The organism is Bacteroidales bacterium (genome assembly GCA_041671145.1).
Taxonomy (GTDB): Bacteria; Bacteroidota; Bacteroidia; order Bacteroidales; family JAHJDW01; genus JAQUPB01.
The window spans coordinates 71,919-93,701 of the sequence record JBAZBZ010000004.1 but is presented as its reverse complement, the minus strand read 5'-3'; the positions used below and the strand labels follow the sequence as shown (position 1 = coordinate 93,701).

The following is a 21,783-nucleotide window of genomic DNA, read 5'->3' as shown; positions in this document are numbered from 1 at the left end:
AAATTCAGCTTTTGCTGAAATAGAATTGCTAAATTGTTTAATTGTTAAAAGTCAATCAGCAATTTAACAATATGACAATGTAGCCGTTTAAGGTATATTACCTGAAAAACACATAACTACAAACGACAAACAATAAACTTATCAACAAATTATGATTAAAGCAATTGTAATTGATGACGAAAAAACTTCAAGAGATGCACTTAGCGGTCTTTTATGCAGATATTGTAAAAACGTTGAAATTGTCGGGCAGGCAGATGGTTATAAAAGCGGAATTGAAGAAATGAAAAAACACACCGAGTTTGATGTGATATTTCTCGACATTCAAATGCCTGATGGCTCTGGGTTCCGGCTCCTTGAAGAAACTCACGATATAAATTATGAAGTGATATTTACAACTGCTTTCGACCAATATGCAATAAAAGCTATTAAATACAGCGCATTAGATTATTTGCTCAAACCCATCGACCCCGAAGACCTCATTAGTTCCCTTGAAAAATTTGAAAGTAAAAAAAATTCTATATCAAATAAACCCAATATTAAAGTCCTTCTTGAAAACACTAAAAATACTGACAGCCATTTCAAAAAAATTGTGCTTTCAACCTTTGAAGGAATGCATGTGGTTGATATAGATAACATCATTCATTGTAAGGCAGAAGATTGTTATACAAATTTTTATTTTTTGGACGGAAAGAAAATGCTCGTTTCAAAAACACTAAAAGATTTTGAAGAATTACTCAGCGGTTATAATTTCATACGTCCTCATAAATCACATCTTATTAATTTAAAATATGTAAAAACATATATGCGTACTGACGGCGGAAGCATTGTTATGGCTGATGAAACTATTATACCTGTCTCAAGAAGAAAAAGAGAAGCAATAATTGATATAATAAATAATCTTTGATTTTTATCCATAAACTTTTTTAAATATACCGAAAACTTGTCCAAAACGACCGTTCACTTATTACTTGTTTTTTATTGCTTTTAAAATATTTATTTTTACAATGTGAGATGTAAGTTTTTTGAAAAATATAAAAACAAGGAGAATTATTAGAGTGTCCGGGAATTATAATAAAAATATAAAAAGTCAAGAATGGCAAGATAATAAATAATTTTTAATATAAAATAAAAAATAATTTTGGAAAATATTTTAATTTATTTTTAATTTTACCCCCTTATATTTTAATGCAAATTAATAAGAAAAAAAATACGCTATGTTTAAAAAAGTACTTTACACAATTGCAGTAGTATTAGCAACAAATATCCAGATATTTGGGCAATCAGGTACATTAAAAGGAAAAATTACCGATAACGAAACTAAAGAACCTATACCTTTTGCTAATGTTGTTATGGAAGCCGGCGGCAGGCAGGTTAGCGGAACAACTACGGACTTCGATGGTAATTTTACTATTAAACCTATTCCTCCGGGGAAGTACAATATAAAAACATCGTATGTGGGTTATCAACCCCAGCAATTGAATGGTGTTATTATAAATTCGGATAAAATTACATTTGTTGAAATGAAACTTACAAAAACTGCTGTTAACATCAAAGAAGTTGTTGTTACCGATTATAAAGTACCTTTAATTTCAAAAGATGAAACAGCATCGGGAGAAACTGCTACATCCGAACAAATTTCAAAAATGGCAGGACGCGATGCAAATTCAGTGGTTGCCACAGTGGGAGGTGTTGTTCAATCAGGAGATGTAAGAAGCATCAGAGGTGCCCGTGGCGATGCAACTGTTACTTACATTGACGGTGTTAAAGTAACTACAACAAATGTGGCTCTACCTGCCCAATCAATAGAACAGATTTCTGTTATTACCGGAGGACTTCCCGCACAATACGGTGACGCTACAGGCGGTGTTATTAACATTACTACAAAAGGACCCTCGCGTCAATGGGGTGGAGGATTGGAATTAATTACTTCCGAAATTATTGATAAAACAGGATATAACTCTATAAATTTCAGCTTGCAGGGACCATTATTAAAAAATAAAGCAAAAACTTCTTCTTTATTGGGATTTTTCCTTGCCGGAGACGCCACTACCGCAGCCGACGAAAATCCTTCTTATATCGGTATCTGGAGGGCAAAAAAAAGTGTGCTCGACAGAATTGAAAAAAATCCGGTTTACTTTTCAATAAAAAACGAACAATACCAACCATTTCTGAATTCCGAATTTCTTACTAAAGACAGTTTGGAAAAGGTTAAATACAGAGAAAATGCGGGTATTAAAAAGTACTCTCTTGCCGGGAAAATTGATATTAAAACAACACCCAATACCAATCTTACTTTTGGTGGCAGGTTTGAACTTAACCGATGGAGAGCTGTCAGCAATAACAATAATATTATGAATTCCGAAAATAACGGTTTGTCAAAAAGCAATACTTATGCATTTTATGGAAAATTCACACAGAGATTTGCAAACACCGATACCAGTAGAACAAAAAAGAAGGCGCTGATAAAAAATATTTATTATTCAATAAATGCAGATTACTCAAGAACTAACACAGGAGATGAATCATACAATCATAAAAACAAATTGTTCGATTACGGTTATATCGGCAAATTTAAAACATACATGAGAAAAAATTATATACACGATACCGATGAAGTAACCGGAAAAAATGGATGGTTATACCAAGGTGACCAGGTTTATAATTATACTTTTGAAAGAAGTGATATAAACAGCGACTTAGCTAATTATACGCAAGACATATATGATTTTTTCCCTGGCGGAATTCCAATGAAAGAAATTGTTCAATCTTTCAGAGGTGGCTTATTAAACGGTGATGGTGTGCCGACAGCTTATAATTTGTGGAACAATACAGGAACCCAGTTTAACCTTTATGATTATGGTAATACCAGTCAAGTTAGTATAAATGCTTCGGGTTCTGCTGATATAAAAAATCATGCAATCACACTTGGATTCTTATACGAACAAAGAACTTACAGGTCATGGAGAGTAAATCCTACTGGTTTATGGACTTTGATGAGGCAGCTTGCAAATAAACATATAGTACAACTTGACAAAAACAATCCTCATCCTGTTTATGACGAAACAGGAACTGTATTTTTAGATACTATAAATTATGACCATATTTACGATGCAAGTTCGCAATCATTTTTCGATATTAATTTAAGAAAAAAACTTGGACTGCCTATTAATGGGACTGACTGGATTGATGTTGATTCTTATGACCCAAGCACTTTCTCTATTGATATGTTTAGCGCCGATGAATTATTGTATAATGGCAATCTTGTTACTTCTCCCTATCGCGGATATGTTGGGTACAGAGGTTATGATTACAAAGGTAATATCTTAAAAAATAACCCGACACTTGACGATTTTTTCACTGCTAAAGACCAATTAGGATATTACAAAAGAGAAATAGCTCCTTATCAGCCAATTTATACTGCCGGTTATATTCAGGATAAATTTGCTTTCAACGATTTGATATTTAACGTAGGAATCCGTCTTGACAGATTTGATGCAAACCAGAAAGTTTTAAAAGATAAATATTTATTGAGTGAAGCTAAAACAAAAAAAGAAGTAACCGACCTCGGTCCTCATCCTTCAAATATCGGGGACGATTTTGTTGTTTATGTTGATAATGCAAAAACTCCTACGTCAATTATGGGATACAGAAATGATAACACATGGTACAATAAAGATGGAGCTATAATTCAGGACCCTGGAATATTGCTTTCAAATGGAGTTATTAATCCATACCTTGTTGACCCCGAGGGACCTGAAGTAAGTGCCAAAGCATTTAAAGATTATGAACCACAAATAAACTTTATGCCTCGTATTGCTTTTTCTTTCCCTATTTCCGACGAAGCATTATTTTTTGCTCATTATGATGAATTGACAAAACGTCCTAATACTAACCAAGCGGCTCTGAATCCAACCCAATATCTGTTTATCAGGCAAATGGGGCTATGGCCACTGAATAACCCTGACTTGAAACCCGAAAGAACAATTGACTACGAAGTAGGATTCCAGCAAAAAATAAGCAATACTTCGTCTTTGAAAATATCTACTTATTATCGTGAATTAAGAAATATGGTTCAGGAAACTTTTTTGTCCGGTGCTTATCCTGTTAATTACGTAACATATACAAATATTGACTTCGGTACTGTAAAAGGATTAACTTTAGCTTACGACCTCAGAAGAACCGGAAATGTTTTGCTGAAAGCAAGTTATACCTTGCAGTTTGCCGATGGTACCGGCTCAAATGCAGCTACCAGTGGAAGTTTAGCTGCAGCAGGGTTACCTAATTTAAGAAATCTGCAACCGCTTGATTACGACCGTCGCCACAATATTTCAATAGTGGTTGATTATCGTTACGGAACCGGTAAAGAATATAATGGACCAAAAATTACAAAGAAAATAAAAGGCACCGATAAAACAAAAACAATATTATTGCTTCAAAATACAGGAGCAAACTTTACAATTAACTGGGCATCAGGAACACCATACAGCAAGCAAAGCCAGGTTACTGAAGAGGCACAAATCGGTGGTTCAGGAAAAACACCATCCCTTAAAGGAATGATTAACGGAGCAAGAATGCCTTCGCAGACAAGACTAGATGTAAGAATTGACAGGGATATTGACCTGAAACCCATGAAGGGTGGCAAACAGTTATTTGTGAATGTTTATGTAGTTGTTACAAACATTTTAAATATAAAGAACATAGTTTATGTTTATAGAGCTACAGGTATTCCTAATGACGATGGATATCTGACAGCACCGGAATATCAACAGGCAATTCAAGATTCCTACAACCCGTTGTCTTTTCAGGATTTGTATTCTGTTAAAGTGGATAATCCTGCCTGTTACGGAATACCAAGATTGGTTAGATTAGGAGTATCGCTTAATTTTTAAATTGTTAATTATAGTTTGAACAAAATTTTAAATAAATTAATTATGAAAATAAAAATAAAAATAGCATTAATTATTTTAATAAGTTTAATGCTGCTCAAAGGAGTGAATGCAGAAAAACCAAATTACCCTTTAAATTCTAGCGGAAAGCAAGCCAACCCAACTACAAATACCAATAACTCAAAAGGTATAAGAGCAATTGCATGCAAGCCGCCAAACGGAAGTTCCACACTTGCTCTTAATAATGTAAAAGCACGTATCAACACAGGTGGTGATATGTGGTGGGATTTACAAAGTCGTCCTCAATATGAAATCCCAAAAGGAAGCGGTATAAGTTCTATGTATTCCTCATCGCTTTGGATGGCAGGTATTGATGCCAACAACCAGTTAAAGGGAGCCGCATTATTATATAGAACTTCCGGAAACGATTTCTGGACAGGTCCCTTGACACACGATGGTACTGCTGCTATTGATGCTTCAATGTGCCAGAAATTTGACAAACATTTCAGAATTACTAAAGCCGATGTATTGGATTTTGTTGTTAATAAAAAAACAGGTGCTGATATGCCACAATCTATACGTGAATGGCCCGGTAATTATCCCTCCGAAATCGGAAACTGTACAAGCACCGAAATAACTGATAAATTTTTAGCACCATATTATGATATTGATGGAGATTTTGAATACCATCCTGAACTAGGAGATTATCCTTATTATGACCTTGGAATAGACCCGGTTACTTTTAAACAAAAAAATAGAGTTGACTGCCACCAAAGAGGTGATGGAGATAATCTGGTTTTCGGAGACGAAACTTTGTGGTGGGTGTTTAATGATAACGGAAACATTCATTCCGAAATGAAAGGTCAACCAATAGGAATGGAAATAAGAGCGCAGGCATTTGCTTTCGCCACCAACGATGAAATAAATAATATGACTTTTTATAATTACCAGTTAATCAACCGTTCAACTTACACGCTCACAAGCACTTATTTCTGCCAGTGGGTTGACCCCGATTTGGGCGGCGGATGGGACGATTTTGTTGGCTGCGATGTTACAAGAGGTTTGGGATATTGTTATAATGGTGATTTGGAAGATTCTCCCTCTTCAGGGGAATTGGCTTATCAAGGTATTCCGCCTGCAGTTGGGGTTGACTATTTCCAGGGTCCATATATGGATAATAATAACAAATTAGATGCTTTTACTTTTAGTACTGGACACACTCCTGCTTCTGGCGACCCTGCATGGAATGGTATTAATGGAGTTAATTTTCAAGATACTATTGTAGATAATGAGCGTCTCGGTATGCAAAGATTTCTGTACCATAATAACGTTAATTCTCCTATTGGCAACCCTGATAAAATTGCCGAAATATATAACCTTATGAGAGGAATATGGAGAGATGGTATGCGCATGCAATACGGAGGCAACGGACACGATAATACCTGCGGACCCAATGCTAATTTTATGTTTCCGGGCAACACCGACCAATATCACTGGGGAACAGATGGTAAACCTCCCGTTTGCAATGCTGATAATTGGACAGAAAAAGTTATGGGTAATGTACCTTCCGACAGAAGATTTATGGAATCATCAGGTCCTTTTACTCTTCAACCGGGTGCGGTTAATTATATTACTGTGGGTATTCCTTGGGCAAAAGCTACTCAGGGTGATAACTGGACTTCAGTTGAACTTCTTAAAATTGTTGACGATAAATGCCAGAGGTTGTTTGACAACTGTTTTAAAGTTGTTGACGGACCCGATGCTCCTGATTTAACTATTCAGGAACTTGATAAAGAATTGATATTAACAATATCCAATAAATCAAGTTCTAATAACTATGATGAATTATATGAAGAAAAAGACCCTCAAATTCGTGATAAATACGAATATGCTACTACAGATACAACAACAATAGTGGTAACTGGTGATACTAAAAATCAATGCTCTAATTGGGTACTTACCAATTTTAATTATAAAAATCAAGCAAAATTATACTGGACTTTAATTGATTCCTCCAGTTCAATAAAAGTACGCTTATACGAAGATTCCGCTCATACATTATTAACTTCTGAAGGCATTAGAACAGGTAATGGTGTTGTTACACTTGTAAATAAAGGGAAATATAATATTTCCGGCAGTGTAACTATATCTTATGTTGTTAATGATACAGATAGAGGTAATACTATTACAAAACCTGGAGTTAATGTAAACAAAACTATAACCAATGATACAAAATTTCATTTTCAGGGATACCAGATTTACCAGGTTAAAGACCAATCTGTTTCTGTTACTCAGCTTAGCGACCCCGATTATGCAAGATTGGTTGCTCAATGCGACACCAAAGACGGAGTTTCAAGATTAATTAATTATGAGCAGGATTTGAGTTTAAATGCCGATGTGCCTAAAGAAAAAGTAAATGGAGAAAATAAAGGGATACGACATTCTTTCAGAATACTTTCCGATAGATTTGCTACTGGCAACGACAACCTTGTAAATCATAAAACATATTATTTTATTGCAATTGCTTATGCATATAATCAATATGCAAAGTACTCAACCGACCCTACGCAACAGGATGTTCTTACCGGTGCAGGTCTTGGTGGTCAGAAAATACCATATCTCGCAGGCAGAAAAACTTCAACAGGGAAATCAATAACACCTTATTCTGCAATACCGCATAAACCGGCACCTGAAGCAGGCGGAACAATTCAAAACTCAGAATATGGATATGGACCAAAAATTACAAGAATAGAAGGACAAGGCAGTGGTTATTTAAATGTTGGTCAAACCGACCAATATCTTGACCTAACTGATGAATCAATAAACGAAATTCTTTCAAAAAGCCAACCACCTGCAATTTGTTATACCCCAACTTATAAAAACAGTCATGGTCCGATAACAGTTCAGGTAATTGACCCGCTTAATGTTGTTAATGCAAGCTTTCTTTTAAAATTTAATATGGATATAATAACTACACCACCTAACGCTAAACTTGATTCAATTCACCTTGCTTCGTGGAATTTAATAAACGAAACTACAGGAGCGGTTTATAATTCGGAAAAGACCATAAAAGTTTCAAATGAACAACTCATTCCTGAAATCGGCTTATCTGTTACTATTCAGCAGAATCCTCTTGCAATAATAGGAAGTACTTATTTTTATAATCTTTTATGGGGAAATGCCAACATAGTAGATAATTATAATAACGGTGTAATAATGTCGTCAATAACTTATGCCGATAGTACAAAAAAATGGCTAAGCGGTGTTCCCGATATTGACGGAATTCCAGGTTCATTTAATTGGATAAGAAGTGGTACTGCAACATCTAATTGTGGATTAGATTGTGATTACTCAGGCGATGCGAATCAGGTTTTTGAAAAATTGGTACAACAAACTGTTTTGGTAAATGGAAATTTTTATTCGGGAGGAACATGGGCTCCATATTACTTCACTTCGCATTATAACTCTGGAGATGGTTGGCAATATGCCGGCGGTCCACAATACAGGGAACTTCAAAGTTCACTTTCAAAAATCCTCATGAAAAATCTTGCGGGTGTAGATATTGTTTTAACACCCGATAAAAGTAAATGGTCAAGATGTCCTGTAATTGAAATGTGCGATGACTTTTCCTTATCAGAAGGAAATGCAAATGTATTTGATATCCGAAAGCATAAATCAGTTGATAAGAATGGCAATACAGACCCTTCAAATACAGCAAGCACCGACCCAAACAGTCCTAATTTTATATCTGCCAACGGTATGAGTTGGTTCCCCGGTTATGCAATAAATGTTGAAACAGGCGAAAGATTGAATATTGTATTCGGTGAAGATTCATGGCAGATAAGTGATAACGGAAGAGATATGCTGTTTAACCCCACTTCCAATATTTTGGCAAAATTGGGACTTAATGCGCCTGTTATATTTGGAGGTAAACACTATATTTATGTTTTTGGACATTCCAAATACTTTACACACAAATTCAAATGGCAAATTTCTCCTTCTTATGATTATGGAAAATGGCTTTACACAAAGTTCTCAGAACCATCTGTAGGAACCACAAAGCATAAAGATACCATTGCTATGGCACTTGAATCGGCAATGTGGGTTGGAATACCTCTTGCAATGCCAGGGCAGGAATGGTTGTCAAATGAAGCTAAAATACGAATTAGAGTTATAAAACCTTATCAGAAGAATTATGCTATATCAGGAAACGGAGAATCTGAAAAATGGGCATATACACAAACAGGCGGACCGGTTGATACAACAAGGGTTTATTATAATTATGGCAGCGGTCCGATAAATAATAATTTTCCGGCTTATCGTTTCTCAACATCGGATATAGCAACAGTTAAAAATGACCTGCCAACTGCAAAAACTGCATGCGATTTAATAGGTATTGTCCCTAACCCTTATTACGGATTCTCGGGTTATGAAACAAGCCAGGCAGATAACAGGGTAAAAATTATTAATCTTCCGAAAAAATGTCAAATTTCAATATATACTGTAAATGGAGTTTTAGTAAGACGTTTTAATAAAGATGAAGAAAAAACATCCATTGACTGGGATTTGAAAAATACTGCGGGTATTCCTATTGCCAGCGGTTTATATATCATACATGTAAATATTGACGGAGTTTGCGAAAGAACCATTAAATGGTACGGAGCTTTAAGACCGATTGACCTTGAAAATTTTTAATTATGAAATTAATAATTTGATTTTTTATTATTTAACAGAATAAAAAAATATATTTATGAGAAAAGTATTAATATCATTTGCAATAATTGGATTAGTAGTATTTTCGGCACACAATACTGCAAAAGCCGGAAATCCCGACAGAGCAGGTCAGGCAGGTGCCGGAGAATTATTAATTAACCCATGGGCAAGAAGTTCCGGATGGGCTGGTGCAAATAGCGGTTGTGTGAGAGGTTTGGAAGGCATGTATCTGAATATTGCTGGTACTGCTTTTACAAAAAAAACCGAAATATTATTTGCTCATACTGTATGGCTGAAAGGAAGTGATGTAAACATAAACTCTTTTGGTATAACACAAAAAGTAGGCAAAACCGGTGTGCTTGGTTTAGGAGTGATGCTGATGAATTTCGGCAATATTATGATTACAACCGTTGACCAACCGGAAGGAGGACTCGGTGAATTTTCTCCTACTTTTACAAATATTGGTGTTTCTTATGCAAAAGCATTTTCCAACAGTATCTACGGGGGAATTAATTTCAGGATAATCTCCGAACAGATTTCCGATATGAAAGGAATGGGACTTGCTATTGATGCCGGAATACAATATGTTACCGGTCCTACCGATAATGTTAAATTCGGAATTGCCTTAAAAAATGTAGGAACAAGAATGAAATATAACGGTGACGGATTAACTTTCAGGTCTGACGCTCCCGGTTCTTCATATACAATGGCTATCTCACAGCGCTCACAGGATTTTGAACTTCCTTCTTTGATAAATATCGGCTTTGCTTATGACATTAACATTAAAGAAAATTACAGGTTAACTCCTGCTTTATGTTTCACTTCAAATTCATTTACAAAAGACCAGTACAGTGGCGGCTTGGAATTTGGATTCAGCAGATATTTTATGCTGAGAGCAGGTTACTTATATGAAAAAGGTATCACCAAAGCAAGTGACAGGACTACAGTTTTCACAGGTCTGGCTGCCGGCTTTACTTTGCGGGTTCCTCTCAGCAGCAAAGAAAAAGAAAAAAGCAAAGATAAAGGAAGTTCGTTTTTCGAACTTGATTATTCTTACCGGGCAACAAATCCCTTTGATGGTTCACATAGTATTGGAGTAAGAATAAATTTGTAAAATTCAAATTAAAGTATTAATTTTGTTGCTTTTAAGAAAAAGGGTCCTGAGTTTATCGGGATTCTTTTTTAATTCTATTTACCATAAAACTTTCGGATTATGACAAAAATCAATTATTATACCGCAGAAGGGTTAAAAAAACTTAAAGAAGAATTAACGCGTTTGACAAGTATTGAAAGACCTTTGATTTCAAAACAAATTGCTGAAGCCAGAGACAAGGGTGATTTAAGTGAAAATGCAGAATATGATGCCGCAAAAGACGCACAGGGTATGCTTGAAATGAAAATTTCAAAACTCGAGGAAATAATAAGTAATGCAAGAATAATTGATGAATCAAAGATAAGCACTTCCAAAGCAATGATATTGTCAATTGTTACTATAAAAAATACAAAAAACAGAAAAACTATGCAATATACTCTTGTTTCGGAAAATGAAGCTGATTTAAAAACAGGAAAAATTGCAATTAATTCTCCGATAGGTAAAGCTTTACTTGGAAGAAAAGTTGGAGATAAAGTTGAAGTAGATGCTCCCGCCGGTAAAATAAAACTTGAAATAGTTAAAATCAGTAAATAAGTTTGTGGTTTAAAAGGTTTGTGGTGTCGTTAAAGTTAAAACAACAACGAACAACAAACTACAAACGTTTTAAGATTTAAAGTCATGCCTTCAATATTTACAAAAATTATAAATAATGAAATTCCCGGATACAAAGTAGCCGAGAACGATAAATTTATCGCAATTCTCGATATATTTCCTTTAACAAAAGGACATACTCTTGTTATATTGAAAAAGGAAATTGATTATATTTTTGATATTGAAGATAATATATATAAAGAATTTTTTCTTTTTGCAAAAAAAGTATCGAAAGGAATAGAAAAAGTTGTTAAATGCAAAAAAATTGGTGTAGTGGTTGAAGGACTTGAAGTACCGCATGCTCATATTCATCTTATACCATTAAACCGCCCCGGTGATATGAATTTTGCACATCCAAAACTTACTTTAACTAAAGAAGAATTCACTGAAATTGCTGAAAAAATCAAATTGGCAATTTGATTCGCTAAAATAGAAACATTGATTTTTATAGGATATATTACAGAAATGTCTGGTGATAATTTTCTATTTTTAATAAAAATGAGTAAAAAAGAAAAAAATAACATAAAAGCAAAGAATCAAAAACTTATTGTTAAAAATAAGACTAATACTGCCGCAAATAATGATTTTCTTGCAGAAACAGATAACTTTTTTTTAAAATACAATAAAACACTTTTTTTAAGTGCAGTAGTTGCAACAATTATTTTAGGTGCTTTATTATTTAATATAAAAATTGACGAAGGCGCTGATGACTCGGACTATATTATGAGTGCAAAAGATTTTTTATCGGGTGAAATATTTCCGACATGGCATGGTTCTTTATATCCTATTTTCCTTGGTTTTCCCATGTTTATTTTCGGCATCAATGTATTTGTTTTTAAAATCATATCTTACTTTTTTACTATCGGATGTTTGATATTATTTTATTATACTTTTAAAAACAAAGTTTCCTCATCTTTGCTTTTATATACAATAATTTTTACGGCAATAAATTATTATATTCTTTTTTATGCAAGCACAACGTACAGCGAAGCATTCTATATGCTCATTCAAATAATAACAATTTATTTTTTCTTCAAAATACTTGATAAATCAAAAGAAGGTCAGAATAATTTTAAAACACAATGGAAAACGTGGCTTATATTTGGTTTGTTTATGTTTTTATTAAGTAATACCAGAAATATAGGTATTTGTTTTTTAATTGCTGTTATAATCTTCTTTTTAATTAACAAAAATTATTTGAATGTGTTATATTCTTTTTTTTCATTTTTAATTTTTCAAATACCCTATTCTTTTTATAAAATAATTTATTGGAATTTATCACAAACACAATACGGAGGACAATTCAGTGTATTGCTTCAGAAAGACCCTTATGATAAATTAAAAGGACAAGAAAATATATCAGGTTTTATTACGCGTTTTTTCGATAATTCAAATCTTTATTTATCTAAAAATCTATTTAAAATATTAGGATTGCAATCAATAGAATCAGATACTACAAATGTTTTTCTAACTATTTTCGTTTGTATTGCACTTTTTTTTTCGTTTTATTTCGCTTTTAAAAAAAATAAATATCTGAAGTTTATTTCAATTTATTCGTTTATTTCATTAGTTGTTACTTTTTTTATTTTACAGACACTTTGGGACCAACCAAGATTGATTTTAATATTTGTTCCTTTCTTGTTTCTTTTGTTTTTCTTTGCAATGTATGAGCTGTCGAAGCTTAAAGATTTTTCTTTTCTGAAAATATTTATTCCTGTAGTATTTTTATTTTTAATATTATTTGAACTGAAACAAACATTTATAAATGTAAATAATAATATTCCTATACTAAAGAAAAATATTGATGGCGATAAATACTATGGCTATACAACAAACTTGGTAAATTATTTAAAAATGAGTAATTGGGCATCGGAGAATTTACCGAAAGATGCTGTGATTGCAGTCCGAAAACCATCCATGTCATTTATATACGGAAATGGCAGAAAGTTTTATGGAATTTCAAAGTTTCCAAAATTTAATTTTAAAGAAACAATTAAAAAATTAAAAGAAGACAACAAAATTTATTATTTAATAAACAGTGCGTTTTTTAAGAATAAACCGGAAATAAGCATTAAAGTTGCTCGGTTTTTAAAGATTATAGTTGTTGGTGAAAACTCCAGAATTAATATTTATGACTTCGAAAAAGATACTGCTTCAATTAATTTTTTAAAAAGAAATAACATAGAATTTTCCAATAATATTGAAAGTATGTATGAAGCAAATGAACAATTTAATTGTTTAATTCCGGATTCGTTATATAATTATTTTAAAAGAAATAAAATAAAATATTTAATAGATGTTGATATTACAAAAGCAAAAAACAAAAAAGACGAAGAAACTACAGGAATCAGTAATACTATTCAAAGATACATATATACTATAATCATGAAATATCCGTATAGTTTTAAAATAATCCATCAGATTGGAGAAAGCGATAATTGGCCGGCAAAACTATATGAGTTTGAACAATAACTACTCCAATAAACTCAATCTATTTATCTTCGGAAGAATTATTCACTTCGTTTTCCAAACTTTTCGTTTGTACAAAAAATTTCCTCTGAAAAAGAATCATATAAATAACACCTATTGTAATTGATGAATCGGAGATATTAAAAATAGGACGAAAAAAAGTAAACATTTCATTTTTCCATAAAGGAAACCATCCGGGAAAATGTCCTTTTATAACGGGGAAATAAAGCATATCAACAACTTTGCCATGCAGAAAAGTTCCATATCCTCCGCTGTTTGGTAAAAATTCAGCTATCTGAAAATATGTACTTTCGTTGAACAACAAGCCATAAAATAAGCTGTCAATAATATTTCCAAGGGCACCTGCAAGAACAAATGAAAACCCTGCAATCAAACCTATTGAAGCTTTATTAATGCAAAGAACATATAAATACCATCCAATAGCAACTACAGCAATTAATCTAACTGTACTGAGAATAAGTTTTCCGTATATTCCTCCAAATTCATAACCGAAAGCCATTCCGTTGTTCTCTGTGAAATGAAGATAAAATAAATTTTTGATAACAGTTGTTTCTTCATCAAGAAAAAAATGAGTTTTTATCCAAACTTTAAAAATCTGGTCAATCAATAAAATAAAAAAAATAATCGCAACCGGTTTCCACAGTAATTTTAGCTTCTGCATGAATATCTTCTTTATTCGTAATTAATGAAAGACATGTTTTCTAATAATTTCAAGTACTTGAAGTACTGATTTTATTCTACTTCTTCGCTTGTACTTGTTACAGTGACAGCTTCCTGATTTTTATACTGTTCTTTTTTAGCTTCCATGCTTAAAGTAGCATGAGGAACAAGCATTAAGCGTTCTTTAGGTATTAATTTTCCTGTTACACGGCAAATTCCGAATGTTTTGTTTTCAATTCTTACTAATGCCGCTTCAAGTCCTTTTATAAATTTTGATTGGCGGGCAGCCAATTGTGCATTTTCTTCTTTACTTAATACCTGAGCACCTTCTTCAAGAATTTTAAAAGTAGGAGAAGTATCATTTGTGTCGTTGTTTTTCGAAGTATAGTTTTCTACCAGTAATTGCAAGTCATTGCGGGCTTCTTCAAGTTTCTTTAAAATAATATTTTTAAATTCTTGAAGTTCCTTATCTGAATATCTGGTCTTTTCCTGTTTTTCCTGATTTTTTTTCATCATTTTTTATTTTTTATTAATAGATATTAATGTTTCTGCATTGTCGTCAATTTCCAACACAACGGCATCGGATTTATCAAGCGCATCAACTAAATCCAACGTAGCTGTCAGAGTTTCAGTACAAATATACAATAAATTATTTTTAATTGCACTATTTATTTTATCATGTTTTTGTATTTTTAGAATTATTTTATCAGTTACATCAAGACCACTGTCTTTCCTAAGGTTCTGGATTCTGTTCACCATTTCACGTGCAATTCCTTCTTCAAGGAGTTTTTCGGTTATGGTTATATCAAGAGCAGCTGTTATGCTGCCATCATTGGTTACAAGCCAGCCGGGTATATCTTCTGTTGTGATATCAACATCTTCGGGTGTAATTTCTATATTCAAATCTTTCAGTTCAAATTTACCTTCGGTTTCAATTTTATTTATCTGGAGCTGACTGAAATTATTTACAGCATTGGCAATATCTTTCATTTGTTTACCATACTTGGGTCCGAGAATTTTGAAGTTCGGTTTTATTTTTTTAATAACCTTATCACCTATGTCGGTTATAATTTCAAGCTCTTTAACATTGGTTTCGGATAATATTAGATTTTCTACAGATTTTATTTTTTTAATAAATTTTTCATCTGTTGCAGGAATTAAAATTTTGCTCAAAGGCTGTCGCACTCTTATATTAACTTTTTTTCTTAACGAAAGTACCATTGAAGAAACTTTCTGGGCAATTTCCATTTTTTCTTCAAGTTCTTTATTGATAAGCTTTTTATTGAATGTTGGAAAGTCCGTCAAATGAATTGATTCAACATTATATTTTTTTGTAACTTCATTCAAATCAAGAAATATTCTTTCCATAAAAAATGGTGCAAGTGGAGAAGAAAGCTGAGCAATAACTTCAAGACATTTGTAAAGAGTTTGATACGCTGCTATTTTATCTTTGCTGTATTCGCCTTTCCAGAATCGTCTGCGGCAAAGTCGAACATACCAGTTACTCAAATGTCCATCAAGAAAATATTGTATGGCTCTGCCTGCCTTTGTGGCTTCATAATTAAAATATGCTTCATCAACTTCTTTTATCAGTGAATTTAAAGTTGAAATAATCCACTGGTCAATTTCAGGTCGCTCGGGAACAGGAATCTCTTCTTCGGAATATTTAAAATTATCAATGTTTGCATAAAGTGCAAAAAATGCATAAGTGTTATAAAGTGTACCAAAAAATTTCCTTTGGATTTCGGAAATACCGTCTGTGTCAAATTTGAGATTATCCCATACCTGTGAGTTTGTAATCATGTACCAGCGAGTGGCATCAGCGCCGTATTTTTCAATTGTTTCGAAGGGATTTACCGCATTGCCAAGTCGTTTCGACATTTTATTTCCATTTTTATCAAGCACCAATCCGTTTGAAACAACGGTTTTATATGCCACCGAACCGAATACCATTACGGCAATTGCGTGTAATGTATAAAACCATCCTCTTGTCTGGTCAACACCTTCGGCAATAAAATCGGCAGGAAAATATTCTTTTAAATTTTTATTTTCGAAAGGATAATGAAATTGTGCATAAGGCATTGAGCCGGAATCGAACCATACATCAATCAAATCCGTTTCTCTGAACATTTTTTTACCTGACGGGGAAACAAGAATTATTTCATCGGCAAACGGACGATGCAAATCAAATTTTTCATAATTCTCTTTGGAAAAATCATTTGGAGCAAAATCACCGAGAGGATTTGACTTCATGAATCCTGCTTTAATTGACTTTTCAATTTCTTCTTTTAGTTCGGCAACAGAACCAACACACAGCTCTTCTTTACCATCATCGCTTCTCCAAACGGGTAAAGGCACTCCCCAGTATCGTGAACGCGATAAATTCCAGTCAACCATATTTTCAAGCCAGTTGCCAAAACGTCCTGTTCCCGTAGAAGCCGGTTTCCAGTTGATTGTATTATTTAACTCGAGCATTTTTTCTCTCAATGCGGTGGTCTTCACAAACCACGAGTCGAGAGGATAATATAATATCGGCTTGTCGGTTCTCCAGCAATGTGGATAGGAGTGTTCGTATTTTTCTATTTTAAATGCTTTATTTTCTTCTTTTAATTTTATTGCAATATCAACGTCAATGGTTTTTTCTTTCGGGTCATAATTTTCTTTGTATTCATTTTTCACAAATTTTCCTGCAAATTCTCCCATTGTTTCAATAAATTTTCCTTGTTTATCAACCATTGTGAGAGAACCTAATCCGTATAATTTGCTCATGCGAAAGTCATCGGCACCAAAACTCGGTGCAATATGAACTATGCCTGTTCCATCTTCGGTAGAAACAAAATCACCTATTACAACTTTAAAAGCATCGCCATCAGTGGGCTGAGAGTATGGCATCAATTGTTCGTAACGCATTCCGTCGAGTTTGCTTCCTTTATATTCACCAATAACCTGAAACGGAATTTCTTTTTGTCCCTCTTGATATTCTTCAATTTTTAATTCTGAATTTTTTTCAGAAAAGAAATTATTCATAAGGGCTTTTGCAAGAATAACAGTAACCGGTTTAAAATTATACTGATTAAAAGTTTTTACAACAACATAATCAATATTTTTACCAACGGCAAGTGCCGTGTTTGAAGGCAATGTCCATGGAGTTGTTGTCCATGCAAGAAAGAAAACATCACCGGAATGATTTTTAAATAATTCGGAAATTAAAGGATGTTCATTTTTTACAATTTTAAACTGAGCAACAATTGTAGTATCCTTAACATTTTTATAACATCCCGGTTGATTAAGTTCGTGCGTGCTCAAACCGGTGCCTGCGGCAGGTGAATACGGCTGAATAGAATAACCTTTATATAAAAGTTCTTTTTTATAAAGTTCTTTCAGCAAATACCAGACAGATTCTATATATTTATTATCGAAAGTAATGTAAGGATTTTCAAGGTCGAGCCAGAATCCGAGCTTTATGGTAATTTCATCCCACTTGTCTTTATATTTCATTACATCCTTACGGCATGAATTGTTGTAATCAATAATAGATATTTTTTTTCCTATATCATCTTTTGTAATTCCAAGTGTTTTTTCAACTGCAATTTCGATAGGTAATCCATGTGTATCCCATCCCGCTTTGCGTTTCACAAGATATCCTTTAAGTGTTCGGTAGCGGCAGAAAATATCTTTTATGGTTCGCGCCATAACATGATGTATCCCGGGAAGTCCGTTGGCTGAAGGAGGACCTTCATAAAAAACAAATTCCTTTTTTCCTTTTCTTGTTTCCACACTTTTTTCAAACACGCTATTAGCTTTCCAGAATTTCAGTATTTCCTTGTCAATTGAAGGTAGGTTGAGCGATTTGTATTCAGCGTATTTTTCTTTCATCTTTATATAAAATGATATTTTTTTAAGGTTGCAAAGATAAAAAAAAATTAATGATTGATTAAATTGTTGGATTGCTAAATTGTTTAATTGCTTGTTCGCTTTAAACAAACTGACAACTTAGCAATTTCTTTTACATTTCCATTTATTTCCTACATTTGAATTCCTGAATAAAATATCTAAAAAATAATGCTTACACATAAACCATTATTTCTGCAATATCTGGCGAAAACATCTTCCGAGCCAATAATGCTTGAGCCGGAAAGAGCCAAAGGAATATACATTTACGATATTGAAGGCAAGAAATATATTGATTTGATTTCGGGAATTTCCGTTAGTAATATAGGTCATTGTAATACTTCGGTAAGCAATGCAGTAAAAAAACAGTTGAGTAAATATTCTCATCTTATGGTTTATGGCGAATATGTGCAATCGCCGCAGGTTTTGTTTGCTAAAATGCTTTCTACTCATTTACCGGAAAATTTGAACTCGGTGTATTTTGTAAATTCGGGTAGTGAGGCAGTGGAAGGTGCTTTAAAGCTGTCAAAGAGATATACAGGAAGAACGGAAATAATTGCATTTAAAAATTCATATCATGGAAGTACGTATGGAGCAATGAGTGTAACGGGGAATGAAAATTACAAATCTAAATTCCAACCACTTTTACCAGATGTAAAATTTTTAAAATTTGATAGTGTTGATGATTTAAAAAATATATCCCGTAAAACTGCATGTGTTATAGCTGAGCCAATTCAGGGTGAAGCAGGAGTTATAATTCCCGAAAATGATTTTTTAAAACAACTTCGTAAAAAATGTACCGAAACAGGAACTTTACTGGTATTAGATGAAGCACAAACAGGATTCGGAAGGACAGGTAGTTTGTTTGCGTTCGAACAATTCGGAGTTACACCCGACATACTTTGTCTGGCAAAAGCAATAGGTGGAGGAATGCCACTCGGAGCTTTTATCTCATCGAAAAAAATAATGAGTTGTCTTTCAGAAAATCCTGCACTTGGACATATAACAACATTTGGCGGACATCCTGTTAGCTGCGCTGCTGCCATTGCTTCATTAGAATTTATTTTAAAAAATAATTTGATTGAAAAAATTAATAAAAAAGAAAAATTATTCAGGGAACTTCTCGTTCATCATTCAATAAAAGAAATAAGAAGCAAGGGTTTAATGTTTGCTGTTGATTTTGGTGATGAAAAATTAAATAAAAAAATAATAATAAATTGCATTGCTAACGGAATTATTACCGACTGGTTTTTGTTTAATGCTCAATCAATGCGAATAGCGCCACCTCTTACAATTACCGAAGAACAAATTAAAAAATCCTGTGAGATTATTTTGAAATCCATTTGTTAAACATAAAAAATTCCACAATATTTTTTTTCGCTTTTTGCTTCGTTTTAAAATTTCTTACCTTTGCAGACATTGAAATTTTTTTATGAAAAAATCCACAACAATAAAATTAAAGCGGCAGTCAAAGGTTGAAAGAAAGACAAAAGAAACCGATATAAAGATTTTTTTGAATCTTGATGGACAAGGAAAATCAAAAATTAAAACAGACATTGGTTTTTTTGACCACATGCTCGAACAAATCGGCAAACACGGCAATCTGGATTTGGAAATTATTGTGAAAGGCGATACGCATGTTGACGAGCATCATACTATTGAAGACACTGCACTTGCACTCGGAGAAGCTTTCAATAAAGCTCTCGGTGATAAAAAAGGAATTGAACGTTATGGATTTTTATTACCTATGGACGACAGCATTGCACAGGTTGCAATAGATTTTTCGGGCAGAAGCTGGCTTGAATGGAATGCCGAATTTAAAAGAGAAAAAATCGGTGATATGCCGACAGAGATGTTTTATCATTTCTTCAAATCATTCACCGATACTGCAAAATGTAATTTGAATATTAAAGCTGAAGGTAAAAATGAACATCATAAAATTGAGGCAATTTTTAAAGCATTTGCAAAATCAATTAAAATGGCTGTAAAAAAAGACCCGAAAAATAAAAATATTCCAAGTACAAAAGGAAAACTCTAAGAACAATTGAACATTCGAACAAACGAACATTCGAATAAATGAACAAACGAATAATTGAATGAAGATTGCAATAATAAAATATAATGCAGGAAATATACAATCGGTGGTTTTTGCCTTGCAAGGACTGGGAATAGATACTGTTCTTACCGACAATGCAGAGGAAATAAAAAGTGCGGATAAAGTTATTTTCCCCGGAGTTGGCGAAGCAAGCACCACAATGGAATGTCTGAAAAGAACGAAACTTGATGAAATTATTGTTTCGTTGAAACAGCCAGTACTTGGTATTTGTCTCGGCATGCAGCTGCTTTGCAAATATTCGGAAGAAAACGAAACGAAGTGTCTTGGAATTTTTGAAAATAAAATAAAATTATTTCCGCCAAAACAAAAAGTTCCTCACGTAGGGTGGAATAATATTTATAATCTAAAAAGTCCTTTGTTTAAAGGATTAACTGAAGAAAGTTACGTATATTTCGTTCACAGTTTTTATGCCGAATTAAATGAAAATTCAATTGCAAGCTGCGAATATATTCTGTCATTTAGTGCTGCTTTGCATAAAAACAATTTTTACGCAGTTCAGTTTCATCCCGAAAAAAGCAGTAAAGAAGGCAGTTTAATTTTAAAAAATTTTATTGAATTATGTTAAAAATTTTTCCCGCCATTGATATTATTGATGGAAAGTGTGTAAGGCTTACAAAAGGTGATTATTCACAAAAGAAAATTTACAACACAAATCCTCTTGAAGTTGCAAAACAATTTGAAGATGCGGGCTTGCAATATTTGCATCTGGTCGATTTGGACGGAGCAAAAGAAAAACGCGTGGTAAATTACAATATTCTCGAAAAAATTGTTTCAAAAACTTCTTTGCTTATTGATTTTGGCGGAGGCATTCAAACTGAAAAAGATATTGAAATTATTTTTGATTGTGGAGCAAATCAGGTAAATATAGGCAGTATGGCAGTAAAGCAACCTGAGCTTTTTAAAAACCTGCTCAAAAAATATTCAAATGAAAAAATAATTCTGAGTGCCGATGTAAAAGATGAAAATATTGCAATACACGGCTGGCAAGAGAAAACAAAAATATCAATTTTTGATTTTATTAAAAGTTTTGAAAGTGAAAATTTAAAATTTGTAACATGCACCGATATAAGCAAAGACGGAATGCTTGAAGGACCTTCATTTGACTTGTATAAAAAAATCATTGCCGCTTTTCCCAATATTAATCTCATTGCAAGCGGCGGAATCTCTTCAATAAATGATATTGAAAAAACAGCAGAGCAAAATATTTACGGAGTAATTATAGGTAAAGCTATTTATGAAGGAATTTTTCAACTAAGTGAGTTAAAAAAATATTTATAAATTTG

The 21,783-nt window shown here is 33.1% G+C and carries 13 protein-coding genes and 1 pseudogene; 11 read left to right on the top strand and 3 right to left on the bottom strand.

Annotated elements, in window-relative coordinates; translation table 11 throughout:
- Positions 1 to 151 precede the first annotated feature (151 nt).
- From WC223_02505 to WC223_02475, 7 genes are all read left to right on the top strand, one after another.
- Positions 152 to 904: a LytTR family DNA-binding domain-containing protein gene (locus tag WC223_02505; protein MFA6923101.1), complete on the top strand. Its 753-nt coding sequence runs from the start codon at positions 152 to 154 to the stop codon at positions 902 to 904.
- Positions 905 to 1,214: 310 nt separating this feature from the next.
- Positions 1,215 to 4,889: a carboxypeptidase-like regulatory domain-containing protein gene (locus WC223_02500; protein MFA6923100.1), complete on the top strand. Its 3,675-nt coding sequence runs from the start codon at positions 1,215 to 1,217 to the stop codon at positions 4,887 to 4,889.
- Between the two features lie 42 nt (positions 4,890 to 4,931).
- Positions 4,932 to 9,581: a T9SS type A sorting domain-containing protein gene (locus WC223_02495; GenBank protein MFA6923099.1), complete on the top strand. Its 4,650-nt coding sequence runs from the start codon at positions 4,932 to 4,934 to the stop codon at positions 9,579 to 9,581.
- A 55-nt stretch (positions 9,582 to 9,636) separates the two neighbouring features.
- Entirely contained in the window at positions 9,637 to 10,713 is a 1,077-nt protein-coding gene (locus WC223_02490; protein MFA6923098.1) for a PorV/PorQ family protein, read from the top strand.
- Between the two features lie 96 nt (positions 10,714 to 10,809).
- Positions 10,810 to 11,286, top strand: coding sequence for a transcription elongation factor GreA (gene greA / locus WC223_02485; GenBank protein ID MFA6923097.1), 477 nt, complete (start codon positions 10,810 to 10,812; stop codon positions 11,284 to 11,286).
- Between the two features lie 84 nt (positions 11,287 to 11,370).
- Entirely contained in the window at positions 11,371 to 11,763 is a 393-nt protein-coding gene (locus WC223_02480) for an HIT family protein (GenBank protein MFA6923096.1), read from the top strand.
- A gap of 78 nt (positions 11,764 to 11,841) precedes the next feature.
- Complete coding sequence (locus tag WC223_02475) at positions 11,842 to 13,815, top strand: hypothetical protein (protein MFA6923095.1); 1,974 nt, start codon at positions 11,842 to 11,844, stop codon at positions 13,813 to 13,815.
- 19 nt (positions 13,816 to 13,834) lie between these two features.
- Here the strand turns inward: WC223_02475 and WC223_02470 are convergent, their stop codons facing one another.
- From WC223_02470 to ileS, 3 genes are all read right to left on the bottom strand, one after another.
- Entirely contained in the window at positions 13,835 to 14,494 is a 660-nt protein-coding gene (locus WC223_02470) for a lipoprotein signal peptidase (GenBank protein ID MFA6923094.1), read from the bottom strand.
- A gap of 71 nt (positions 14,495 to 14,565) precedes the next feature.
- Positions 14,566 to 15,006, bottom strand: a complete 441-nt coding sequence (locus WC223_02465; protein ID MFA6923093.1) for a TraR/DksA C4-type zinc finger protein — start codon at positions 15,004 to 15,006, stop codon at positions 14,566 to 14,568.
- A gap of 6 nt (positions 15,007 to 15,012) precedes the next feature.
- Complete coding sequence (gene ileS / locus WC223_02460) at positions 15,013 to 18,369, bottom strand: isoleucine--tRNA ligase (protein MFA6923092.1); 3,357 nt, start codon at positions 18,367 to 18,369, stop codon at positions 15,013 to 15,015.
- 186 nt (positions 18,370 to 18,555) lie between these two features.
- Between ileS and WC223_02455 the strand changes: the two genes are divergently transcribed.
- From WC223_02455 to hisA, 4 genes and pseudogenes are all read left to right on the top strand, one after another.
- Complete coding sequence (locus WC223_02455; GenBank protein ID MFA6923091.1) at positions 18,556 to 19,734, top strand: aspartate aminotransferase family protein; 1,179 nt, start codon at positions 18,556 to 18,558, stop codon at positions 19,732 to 19,734.
- A 109-nt stretch (positions 19,735 to 19,843) separates the two neighbouring features.
- A pseudogene (gene hisB / locus WC223_02450) lies at positions 19,844 to 20,422 on the top strand (imidazoleglycerol-phosphate dehydratase HisB).
- A 58-nt stretch (positions 20,423 to 20,480) separates the two neighbouring features.
- Positions 20,481 to 21,065, top strand: coding sequence for an imidazole glycerol phosphate synthase subunit HisH (hisH, locus tag WC223_02445; protein ID MFA6923090.1), 585 nt, complete (start codon positions 20,481 to 20,483; stop codon positions 21,063 to 21,065).
- Positions 21,059 to 21,778 carry a 1-(5-phosphoribosyl)-5-[(5-phosphoribosylamino)methylideneamino]imidazole-4-carboxamide isomerase gene (hisA, locus tag WC223_02440; GenBank protein MFA6923089.1) on the top strand — a complete coding sequence of 240 codons (720 nt, stop codon included), beginning with the start codon at positions 21,059 to 21,061 and terminating at the stop codon, positions 21,776 to 21,778. The genes hisH and hisA overlap by 7 nt, the downstream gene beginning before the upstream one ends.
- Positions 21,779 to 21,783: the final 5 nt, after the last annotated feature.